Origin of the sequence: Okeania sp., assembly GCF_035285525.1 — a bacterium.
Taxonomy (GTDB): domain Bacteria; phylum Cyanobacteriota; class Cyanobacteriia; order Cyanobacteriales; family Microcoleaceae; genus Trichodesmium.
Genome location: NZ_JAYKGW010000071.1, coordinates 47,965 through 58,385, shown reverse-complemented (window position 1 = coordinate 58,385; position 10,421 = coordinate 47,965). Strand labels below are relative to the sequence as shown.

The following is a 10,421-nucleotide window of genomic DNA, read 5'->3' as shown; positions in this document are numbered from 1 at the left end:
AATAGTATTCAAGTTTGTTATGACTGGGCGTTGACTACTAAAAATAAAGGTGTTACTATTACTGCTAGTAAGTCGCCTTTACCTATTAGAACTACTTTTGAACAAGCAAGACAAGGGTTGCAGGATGGTGCTATTGTGCTTGAGGAGAAAGCAGGGAAGAAGACTGTTGTGTTTGCAGTGGTAGGAGATATGCCATTAATTCCAGTATTTGAAGCTGCTGCCTCTTTGCAAATTGAAGGTATTGGAGTGCGAATAGTTTCTGTGATTAACCCTCGGCGTTTGTATCGTCCCCAGGATACAGGTTGGGATACTTGTTCTGAAGCTGATGGCGGATTTTTGGATGATGCTGGTTTCGAGAAATTATTCGGTGGTGATGCTTTGATTGGTGTGACTGGTGGCGCCAGTTTGATGTTGGAACCAATTATGTTACGGAGTCAGGTTAAGCGGGATACTTTTGCCTGGCGTCGCGGTGAAACTGCTTCCAGTGCTGGTCAAGTGATGGCTTTTAATGGTTTGACTGGTGAAACTTTGACTAAGCGGGCGATCGAATTGTTGAATTAAGTTTACTGTAACACAGCCTTCCAGGCTGTACAAGCAGGATGCTTGTGTTACCACTCAGGTAACACAGCCTTCCAGGCTGTACAAGCAGGATGCTTGTGTTACCACTCATTACTAAACAAAACCTTGTACCTCACTAACTCCGAAATTGCTGTAATTTCTAGCTAAAATCAAGAAAAATATAATTTCCGAACTACTAAAACAGATGAAACATCTACGTCGCTTCCTTGGTTTAGCTCTCCTAGTACTAATCCTGACAATAACTCTGGCAAATTGTTTTTTGTCCTCAAAATAAATAGGTTCTAGACTAGAACCTAGTATTGTCAGAGTATTCTATAGAAATGTACCAGGACATGGAACTGGAGCGCAGCGTAACGCACCCTACTGGACTGTTTCACCTAAAATAGTGCATTAGGGAGTAGGGTAGCAGGGGAGTAAGGGAGTAGGGGAGAAAAGATTTTTGTTGGGTTTCGTACCTCAACCCAACAAAAATCTATTGCATCATTTCAGATGAAACAGTCCACTACAAATTTCTAACTTTTGAATTTTGACTTTGAAAAAGCGATCGCTTCCCCTGCTTCATAAAAATTGCAAAGCCACATTTTCCCCTCTCCTCGACGATAAATTTCTACCAAAGTTGATTCCGAGTCTACCAATACATATTCTTGCAAACTAGGAATTTAACGATAATATTTAAACTTATCACCGCGATCGTAACTTACTGTACTTGGGGAAAATACCTCAACAATAACTTTCGGATGTTGGATAAAGTCACGGGCCTTTAGATCGTCAGGATCGCAAGTAACCACCAGATCGGGATAGAAATAAGAACTGTTTTCATTCGCCTGAACTTTCACATCTGCAACATAAGCTTCACAACCTCTTTGACTTAGGTGAGTATACAAAGCTCTGTAGAAATTGAGGTAAATTTTAGTATGAGGAATAGTTCCCCCAGTCATGGCAACAATTTCACCATCAATATATTCATAACGAAGTTCCTGTGTTGCTTCCCATTCGAGATATTCTTCCGGACTCATTTTTTGATAATTTTGACCTTCAGCAATCATAATTTTTCTCCTTTTTAAGCAACAGAAAACAGATATAAATTTATAAATTTTTCTCCCTACAACTTCTTGATTTGGTACAGTTGTATAAACTGATTTTATCACAATCTACTGAACCGTTTCATCTTAAATGGTGCAATAGGAAGTTGGCCTGAGATTGCTTTCGGTCCGGAATGCTACGCAAACACATTCGTTCGCAATGACAAATAATTATGCACAGTTTTAGGTGAAACAGTCCACTACATTTAGCTGTTATTATGGACTAAAATCCCTAACTCCAGAACTAAACATGAAACAAATACCCCTGGCAGAATTTCCCGAACCAGTTCAAAACTTAATTAACCAAACCCAAAAAACAGGGGAACCCCTAACTATCATCCAAAATGGTATTCCCTTAGCTATTATTCCTCCTTTCCAGAAAAAATCTCTCCTGCAAACTCTTTCTACTCTCGAACTCTTAGATGAAGATTTTCCAGACGTGGATGAACGGTTATTACCTTTAGATAATATTGACTTGTCAAGATAAGTTATTGATATTTATGAGATACAAATATAATTTTAATGAATATGATAGGAACACAACTACCAACAGATAAATGGGTAATCGCTACCTGGGATGAATTTATCCAGATGACGGAAAACCCTGCTTATCAAAAAGCTAAATGCTATTACCACAATGAATATATTAGAATTGAAACCATGCCAATAGGACCGAACCATTCTAGAGATAATGCTACTATTCTATTTGCCATAAATCTGTTTTGCACTATCAAAGGTCTGGCTTTCAATAGTTTGGATAACTGTAGTTATCGGATGGTAGGTATCAGAGAATGTCAACCAGATATATCTTATTATATTGGGGAACGTGCGAACTTAGCACCGAAGGGAACAGCTATTACAAATCTTGATTCCACACCACCACCAGATTTAGTCATAGAAATTGCTGATTCTACTTTAGCTGATGATATTGGTCAAAAAAGGTTGCTTTATGAGGAAATACAAGTAGCAGAATATTGGGTAGTGGATGTACAAAAAGCTGAAATTATTGCTTTTGCTATTATCGACAATAATGGTAGTCAGCGAATTAAAGAATCCTTAGTTTTATCAGGTCTGAATATTGCTATATTGGAAAGTGCTTTAAGTCGCAGTCGCACGGAAGACCAAGCACAGGTAGGAAGTTGGTTATTACAACGTTTTTCAGAATTAACCAAGCACAAAGAAATTAATAATTAATAAAGATAGTTTTAATTATTATTCATTATCCATTAATAAAGGACGTTAAAAAAAGTGAGTTTAATTATTTCTAATGAAATTATAAAAGCTAGTGGTTTATCAGAAGATGAACTGTTAGTTGAGATTATTCTGTTACTCTTTCAGCAAGAAAAAATTAGCTTGGGAAAGGCAGCAGAATTATTAAATATGTCACAGATTCGTTTTCAAAGGTTGATAGCAGAGCGTGGTATCTGTATTCATTATGATGTGGCAGAATTGCAGGAAGATATTCAGCATTTCCAGGCTAAAGGGTGGTTATGATTGTTGTCAGTGATACATCTCCTCTCAATGGATTAGCAATTGTAGAACATCTACCTTTGCTCCAACAAATTTATGGACAGGTATTTATTCCTCCTGGGGTGGCCAATGAACTTATGCAGGCCGGTAAAGATAACTTGCAAATCAAGCAAATTTTATCCCTTGATTGGATAGAGGTTTGTCAACCAACTAATATTCAACTAATTGAAACATTACAAAGTAATTGTAATCTGGATCGTGGTGAGTCTGAAGCAATTGCTTTGGCCTTAGAAATTAAAGCAGACGAATTGCTAATTGATGAACGTTTAGGGCGTAGAAAAGCAACTAATTTAGGGCTAAATATTACTGGATTATTAGGCATTCTACTTGTAGCAAAGCAACGAGGTTTAGTAACAAAAATTAGACCAATAATTAACGCTTTAATTAAACAGGCTAAATTTCGAGTCAGTAATCAACTTTACACAGAAGTTTTAATTGTAGCAGGAGAGGAAAATAATTAAGGTTGGCTGAAAAACACTTTTTGAAGAAGTAGATAAGCTAGGGAATAGGGCAGTAATTTTTTTCCAACTCTTGCCCGTGATAGATGTACCTCATAACAACAGAAAGTGTTCTAATTAGGGTTTGCTGAATTATTTATCAAAACATTCACAGATAAAGATTTTAGGATTTTTAGGTAGGAAAAAAGTACCTGTTTTTAGGTTGAACAAGCACGGTTCCCGAAAAATCAAAGAGTGAGTATTTTAGAGTAACGCGAGGGAAAAAAATTAAGAGGCTATTATGAACAACTATCTCTTCTACAATTTCCTCCAACTCTTAATTCTTAACTACTCCCTACCTCTACAAAAAGACTTTATTCAGCAAGCCCTAATTATTAATATTTGTGCTTCATATACTTAGAATCTGCTGATAACTGATAACTAAATAACTATTTCAGACTTTCCAATTTAATCCTAGGATCTACAGCTTTCAACAATAAATCAGCTAACAAATTACCAATAATTAACATTAAAGCACCCATCATTAAACTTGCCATTACTAAATATAAATCCTGGTTTCTTACTGCTTCCAAAATCAGACTACCTAACCCAGGCCAATTAAAGAAATATTCAGCAATAAAAGAACCACTTAATAATGTAGCAAATTCAAATCCTAATAAAGTTACTATCGGGTTAATAGCATTTCTCAAGGCATGAACATAAATTACTCGATTCTCAGGTAGACCTTTTGCTCTTGCTGTTTGAATATAATTTTGTCGCAAAACATCTAATAATTGCCCCCGCATTAACCTTTGTAAACCTGCAAAACTGGTAATACTTAAAGCAATAGTTGGTAAAATCATGTGCCAACCCATATCTAAAGCTTTACCGATCAAAGAGAAGTCATCATAGTCGATACTTTGCATTCCTCCCACAGGTAATAAAGGAGAAAGATTTTGAGCTAAAAATAATAAAGATAGAGCAGTAATAAAACTAGGAAAACCTTGACCAGTGTAACTAATTAATTGGAGAAAACGGTCTAAAAAACGGTTTTGATTAACTCCCGCAATAATACCCAGAGGAATGGCGATCGCCCAGGTCATTATTAAGGAAGAAATAGACAAAAGTAAGGTAGCAGGTATTCGCTCCCATAATAAATCTGCTACTGGTTGTTGAAACACAAAACTTTTACCAAAATTTCCATTGGTAATAATTCTGTTTAACCAACGCAAATATTGTTCTAAAGGAGACTTATCTAACCCAAATTGTTGTTTAAGTTGTTCAATAGTTTCTTGAGAAATTTGGGGATTTTGACTTAAAGTATCTAAGTAACTACCTGGAGCTAATTGAATCACAGCAAAACACAGAGCTGATGCTAGGAATAAAGTTAATATTGCTTGTAATAATCTCTTGAATATATAAGCAACAGTTTCATTGACAATTAGTTGTTTTAGCTTGTTTAATAAGTTCAATTTTCTCTCCACTAATTAAATTAACTATAAGGAAACAGGGAACAGGGAATAGATAAGAATTACGGTTCCGGATAAATCAGTTTTTTTAGCAATCATTTCTGGTAGCTACTGCCATAGATATTCATCCTAAATACTACTTTTTACTCTCTATTTTATATAAAGATTCATCCTAAATACTACTTCTGAACTACTCCCTACTCCCTACTCCCTACTCCCTAATATGTAATATTTTATCCTTTGGTTTTTATCTCCAAACTTCCAGGAAAATGGGATTTGGAAACTAAACCCCTACAGCTTTTTTCACCAATCATTTCTGATAGCTATTCCCTACTCTATATTTTATATATAAAAATTCATCCTAAATACTACTTCTGAACTACTCCCTACTCCCTAATATGTGATATTTTATCCTTTGGTTTTTATCTCCAAACTTCCAGGAAAATGGGACTGGGAAACTAAACCCCTACAGCTTTTTTCACCAATCATTTCTGATAGCTACTAGCTACATATAAATTATAAATATTCATCCTAAATACTACTTCCTACTTCCTACTCCCTACTCCCTACTCCCTATTTTTAGTATTCAATCAAACTCACTATTGGCACTTCTGGCAATTTTTGACGCCCACCTAAATCTTTTAACTCAATCACAAAACCAAAACCTACTAAATTACAATTTGCTTTTTCTATTAATTGAGCTACAGCTCCCGCAGTACCACCCGTTGCCAATAAATCATCAATTACTAAAACTCGACTACCTGATGCCATTGCATCTTGGTGCATTTCCAAACTATCTTGGCCATACTCCAAATCATAAGAAACTGAGTAAACTTTTGCGGGTAACTTTCCTGGTTTACGGACTGGTATAAAACCGATCTTCAACTTATAGGCTAAAGGCACACCAAAAATAAAGCCCCTAGATTCAATGCCTACTATATAATCTGGTTCAAATTCTAAGCATTTTTCGGTCAAAATGTCAATAGTGTAACGTAAACCATCCGGAGCGCTGAGAAGAGTAGTAATATCCCGGAATAAAATTCCCTCTTTAGGAAAATCTGGTATATCACGAATTAAATTTTTTAGTTCCATTATAATTTTAAGTTAAAAGTCAAAGTTAAAAATATATCAGATTTGGAGCAAGAAATTGTATCATTGAAACAAAATTCAGTAATCGAACTATATTTCTTTCTATAAAAACAGAGAATATTGCTACATAAAGTAATGGAATTAAAAACTTCTCTCAGTCCATCTAAAACATTGATATTGAATAATTTACCAGATATACCTCTCCCTGATGGTGGGTGTCCCCGAAGAACTAGAACCCAAATTGATTTAATGCTTTTGGCCATTGAAGCTTTACAACTTGGAGGAGCTGAAATAATGCTGAAGGTTGTCAAAGACTTAGAACTAGAAGAGATTATTCCTAATCGTGTTTTTTTGTGGCGATTGCGTAGTACAAATCCCCTACGTCAAAATAGTCAACGCCGTCCCTTAACATTGACCGAAGCTAAGGCCCTCGTAATTATTATCGGTCACTTGGCCAGACGTTTAACCGCTCCAGTTCGGAAACTTTTATTTGATTATCAACAGTTAAGCCAAAAACAGTTACCATTAGAAAGTCATTTACAATTATCCTTTTATTTGCAACAGTTTAGAGCGCATTTTCGTAGTCGTATGAACCCTCGGCGTTCTGGTGTCATGGCCTACAATTCCGAGGAAAAGTTAAATCAATTAGGTTTAGAATTATTAGGTAAATTGCTATTCTGTACTGGTACGTCGGGTATGCAGAGATTTTGGATTAGTCTGTTTGATGGGGAAGTAATCTAACACTAGGGTTTGCTGAAAAAGTATTTTTCAGGAGATAAAGTAATGGGGTGATGGGGGAATAGGGAGTAATTTTGTAGCCTAACTATTTCAAGGCTTAAAAAGGCTAAAATTTTTTTTACCAGGAAAACCTTTGATATTTAATTAGCCACCCCTAACTATTCCCTACTCCCTACTTTCACCATCAGACTTCCAATCGCAAACCCTAATTAGGAGGGTTTTTTCCAATCTGATTGATAATATACTGGGGAACCTGCGTCTGAGACAAAATGACAATTCAGGTAAGAGTTGATAAAACTCTTCCATATTGGTTCACTTGACTGGCGATAATATTTACCCAGGATAGGTTTGATTGCCTCAGTTGCTGTTTTCAAGTGATAATGAGGCATATTCAAAAAGATATGATGGGCGACATGAGTACCAATATCGTGATGAATAGAATTAATGAAACCATAGTCGCGGTCAATACTTGATAATGCACCTTTGAGAAAATACCAGTCGTCTCCACGATACCAAGGAATGTCTGGTTCTGTGTGGTGTAGGAAAGTGACTAAATCTAGCCAGATGACAAATATGATATAAGGAACTAGGTAATATTTTACCAGGAAGACCCAACCAAATTGATAAGTTAGCCAACCGAGGCATCCTACCATTAACATCCAGAGTGCAGAACTGGTTAACACATCCCATTTTTCATTAGGACGGAATAAGGGACTCTCAGGCATAAAATGGGAACCTTCGCGGTTAGGCGATCGCTTAAATAGATAGAATGGATAAGCAAGTAATACTATATAAAAGCGACCTATCTTTTCAGGCCAAGACATATTATTGTACTTACTCTCAGACACTGGATACCAACTTTCATCAGTGTCTATATTTCCAGTATTGGCATGGTGAGTTCTGTGACTAATGCGCCAACCGTGGTATGGCACGAGAATGGGAATATGGCACAAATGCCCAATTAAATTATTAACCCATTTGGATTTGGAGAAGGAACCATGACCGCAGTCATGTCCAACTACAAATAATGCCCAAAACATGGTTCCTTGCATTAACCAGAAGAGGGGAAAAAAGAACCATGAATCTAAATTATAGGCAATGGCATATAGACCTGCGATAATCCCAATATCTAGAAAGAAGTAGCTGAGAGACCTCCAGAGGGAAGGTTCAAAACAATGGGGAGGAATAGCTGCTTTGACTTCTTGGAGAGTAAAGGGTAACTTTATTTTTGAATCAGTTAAGTTTACGTCAGTTGCTTGAGCAAGAACAGTTTTTAATTGCACCAAATTTTTCAGTTTATCTAGTATGACCAATATTTCATCTTTCACACATACAGGTCAAGTTAAGTTTCCATTAATTTAATTACCTCTAGTTCTGCTCTCTTAATAGAGATTTGTGACATCCTTAGAGTGAATTAGTATGAAAACGACTTGAAACAACTACTTCTACAAGACTACCAGGTAGCTAGTAGGAGATGAAACAGTATATACCATAGCATAATCAGGGAGTAGTTGAGCATAAAAATTATTTTGAACTAGGCCAAGAATAATTTATAAGCTGGATTTTTGCTTTCATCCCAATAGGGATAATCTAAGCTCTGGAGAAAAGCTTGCCATTCGGCCACCTCGTAGGGGGGGACTTGGATTCCTACCACAATACGTCCATAATCTGCCCCATTATTTCTATAATGGAATAAACTAATATTCCAGTTGGGACTCATGGAGGCGACGAATTTCATTAATGCCCCTGGGCGTTCGGGAAACTCAAAACGGTAAAGTAGTTCATGGTGGGCGAGGGGAGAACGACCCCCGACGAGATGACGCAGGTGTAATTTTGTCAGTTCGTCATCTGTTAAATCTATGGTTTTCATACCTTGGGTTTCAAATGTTTCTAATATTCTGGCAGCATCAGCACGGTCTTTTATTTGCACTCCCACAAAAATATGTGCTTCTTTTTCGTGGGCAATGCGATAGTTAAACTCGGTAATATTACGTTTACCAAGACAGTCACAAAATTTGCGGAGACTACCTGGAGTTTCCGGAATGGTAACAGCAAAGATAGCTTCTCGACGTTCTCCTAGTTCGGCACGTTCGGCGACAAACCGGAGACGGTCAAAATTCATATTTGCTCCGCAGGCGACAGCTATGAGAGTTTCTCCTTGAATTTGTTTTTGTTCGACGTAAGCTTTGGCTCCGGCGATCGCTAAGGCGCCAGCGGGTTCAACAATGGAACGGGTATCTTCAAAAACATCTTTAATAGCAGCACAAGTATCATCAGTTTCTACGAGAATAATTTCATCTACATATTGTTGACAAAGACGAAATGTTTCTTCTCCTACTTCTCGTACTGCTACGCCATCAGCAAATAATCCTACCTGGGGTAAACGAACTCGGTGTCCAGCTTTTAAAGACTGTGACATAGCATCAGCATCCACAGGTTCAACACCAATAATTTTGATTTCGGGGCGCAACCGTTTGACATAAGCTGCAATACCGGAAATTAAACCACCACCACCGATGGCAACAAATATTGCATGGATAGGTTTTTGGCATTGGCGGAGAATTTCCATACCTATTGTACCTTGTCCGGCGATCACGTAGGGGTCGTCAAAAGGATGAATAAAGGTTAAACCTTTTTCTGCTTCCAGTTGCCGAGCGTATTTATAAGCTTCATCGAAAGTTTCCCCATGCAAAACAACTTCTCCTCCTCTAGCTCTGACAGCATCAACTTTTAGTTGGGGGGTAGTTACTGGCATTATAATTATGGCTTTGGTATTGAGGTGAGTTGCAGCGAGAGCTACTCCTTGAGCGTGGTTGCCTGCGGAAGCTGCTATAACTCCACGGGAAAGAATTTCGGAGGGGAGTTGAGCCATTTTGTTGTAAGCTCCCCGGAGTTTGAAGGAGAAGACTGACTGCATATCTTCTCGTTTAAGTAAGAGGTTATTATTTAGGCGAGTTGACAGGTTGGGAGCAGGTTCAAGTGGTGATTCTTGAGCTACATCGTAGACGCGGGCGGTGAGAATTTGTACTAGGTAATCACAATACATAGGTTTTTTTATTATAGCGCTAGGGAACAGGGAACAGGGAACAGGGAACAGGGAACAGGAGGTTCTCAAAAATTCAGGATTTAGAGATGTCCGCGCCCAATATTCGACTGCTATAATTAGGGAATAGAGAGTAGAAAATAGGGGGAAATAATTGATAATTTCTGTGCAATAATTAATTTTATTTTTATTATTGGAGATGTCTATTTTATAGCTTCTCTGTTCCTCTTCTTTATAAGAAGAGATAATTATTATAAGACTTACGCATTAGAAACGCAACTTCAAGGTTTGAGATTGCTATCCTGATGGACTGCTTCGCCAACGATCCTTGCGATCAATGACAAAAATACGTTGCGAGTGCGTAAGTCTTGATTAATTATGAATTATTCAATCTTAACTACTTCCTAAATTGAACCAGACAAGGGGAGAAAAATCAAGGTTCTTCCGACTATCT

11 protein-coding genes and 1 pseudogene are annotated in these 10,421 nt (G+C 37.3%); 6 read left to right on the top strand and 6 right to left on the bottom strand.

What is annotated here, in order from left to right; genetic code table 11:
* Positions 1-561: pseudogene (locus VKJ25_RS07450) on the top strand (phosphoketolase family protein); the annotation flags it as partial.
* A gap of 530 nt (positions 562-1,091) precedes the next feature.
* Here VKJ25_RS07450 and VKJ25_RS07445 read toward each other — a convergent pair.
* The gene (locus VKJ25_RS07445) at positions 1,092-1,229 is read right to left on the bottom strand and encodes a hypothetical protein (RefSeq protein ID WP_324235990.1); all 138 of its coding nucleotides are present in this window, start codon (positions 1,227-1,229) and stop codon (positions 1,092-1,094) included.
* Between the two features lie 9 nt (positions 1,230-1,238).
* Positions 1,239-1,625, bottom strand: a complete 387-nt coding sequence (locus VKJ25_RS07440; protein WP_324235989.1) for a Uma2 family endonuclease — start codon at positions 1,623-1,625, stop codon at positions 1,239-1,241.
* 286 nt (positions 1,626-1,911) lie between these two features.
* Here VKJ25_RS07440 and VKJ25_RS07435 point away from each other — a divergent pair, with 286 nt between their 5' ends.
* From VKJ25_RS07435 to VKJ25_RS07420, 4 genes are read left to right on the top strand one after another with little or no spacing between them, the layout of a single operon-like run.
* Positions 1,912-2,148 (top strand): hypothetical protein, encoded by a 237-nt coding sequence (locus VKJ25_RS07435; RefSeq protein WP_324235988.1) that lies wholly within the window; start codon positions 1,912-1,914, stop codon positions 2,146-2,148.
* Between the two features lie 35 nt (positions 2,149-2,183).
* Positions 2,184-2,855 (top strand): Uma2 family endonuclease, encoded by a 672-nt coding sequence (locus VKJ25_RS07430; protein ID WP_324235987.1) that lies wholly within the window; start codon positions 2,184-2,186, stop codon positions 2,853-2,855.
* 54 nt (positions 2,856-2,909) lie between these two features.
* Positions 2,910-3,155 (top strand): UPF0175 family protein, encoded by a 246-nt coding sequence (locus tag VKJ25_RS07425; protein WP_324235986.1) that lies wholly within the window; start codon positions 2,910-2,912, stop codon positions 3,153-3,155.
* Positions 3,152-3,652, top strand: a complete 501-nt coding sequence (locus tag VKJ25_RS07420; protein ID WP_324235985.1) for a PIN domain-containing protein — start codon at positions 3,152-3,154, stop codon at positions 3,650-3,652. The genes VKJ25_RS07425 and VKJ25_RS07420 overlap by 4 nt, the downstream gene beginning before the upstream one ends.
* 425 nt (positions 3,653-4,077) lie before the next feature.
* Here VKJ25_RS07420 and VKJ25_RS07415 read toward each other — a convergent pair whose 3' ends face one another.
* Positions 4,078-5,100, bottom strand: a complete 1,023-nt coding sequence (locus VKJ25_RS07415) for an ABC transporter permease (RefSeq protein WP_324235984.1) — start codon at positions 5,098-5,100, stop codon at positions 4,078-4,080.
* Between the two features lie 576 nt (positions 5,101-5,676).
* Entirely contained in the window at positions 5,677-6,189 is a 513-nt protein-coding gene (locus VKJ25_RS07410; RefSeq protein ID WP_324235983.1) for an adenine phosphoribosyltransferase, read from the bottom strand.
* 132 nt (positions 6,190-6,321) lie between these two features.
* Between VKJ25_RS07410 and VKJ25_RS07405 the strand changes: the two genes are divergently transcribed.
* A complete protein-coding gene (locus tag VKJ25_RS07405) occupies positions 6,322-6,927 on the top strand; it encodes a DUF3038 domain-containing protein (protein WP_324235982.1) in 606 nt (201 codons plus the stop codon).
* A gap of 206 nt (positions 6,928-7,133) precedes the next feature.
* Here the strand turns inward: VKJ25_RS07405 and VKJ25_RS07400 are convergent, their stop codons facing one another.
* Positions 7,134-8,207: a DUF3474 domain-containing protein gene (locus VKJ25_RS07400; RefSeq protein ID WP_324235981.1), complete on the bottom strand. Its 1,074-nt coding sequence runs from the start codon at positions 8,205-8,207 to the stop codon at positions 7,134-7,136.
* A 251-nt stretch (positions 8,208-8,458) separates the two neighbouring features.
* Positions 8,459-9,970 (bottom strand): threonine ammonia-lyase, biosynthetic, encoded by a 1,512-nt coding sequence (ilvA, locus tag VKJ25_RS07395; RefSeq protein ID WP_324235980.1) that lies wholly within the window; start codon positions 9,968-9,970, stop codon positions 8,459-8,461.
* Positions 9,971-10,421: the final 451 nt, after the last annotated feature.

Coding starts and splice junctions, on each gene's coding strand:
- VKJ25_RS07420 (WP_324235985.1), top strand. CDS start 3,152: ATGATTGTTGTCAGTGATACATCTCCTCTCAATGGATTAGCAATTGTA.
- VKJ25_RS07430 (WP_324235987.1), top strand. CDS start 2,184: ATGAATATGATAGGAACACAACTACCAACAGATAAATGGGTAATCGCT.
- VKJ25_RS07435 (WP_324235988.1), top strand. CDS start 1,912: ATGAAACAAATACCCCTGGCAGAATTTCCCGAACCAGTTCAAAACTTA.
- VKJ25_RS07410 (WP_324235983.1), bottom strand. CDS start 6,189: ATGGAACTAAAAAATTTAATTCGTGATATACCAGATTTTCCTAAAGAG.
- VKJ25_RS07440 (WP_324235989.1), bottom strand. CDS start 1,625: ATGATTGCTGAAGGTCAAAATTATCAAAAAATGAGTCCGGAAGAATAT.
- VKJ25_RS07405 (WP_324235982.1), top strand. CDS start 6,322: ATGGAATTAAAAACTTCTCTCAGTCCATCTAAAACATTGATATTGAAT.
- ilvA (WP_324235980.1), bottom strand. CDS start 9,970: ATGTATTGTGATTACCTAGTACAAATTCTCACCGCCCGCGTCTACGAT.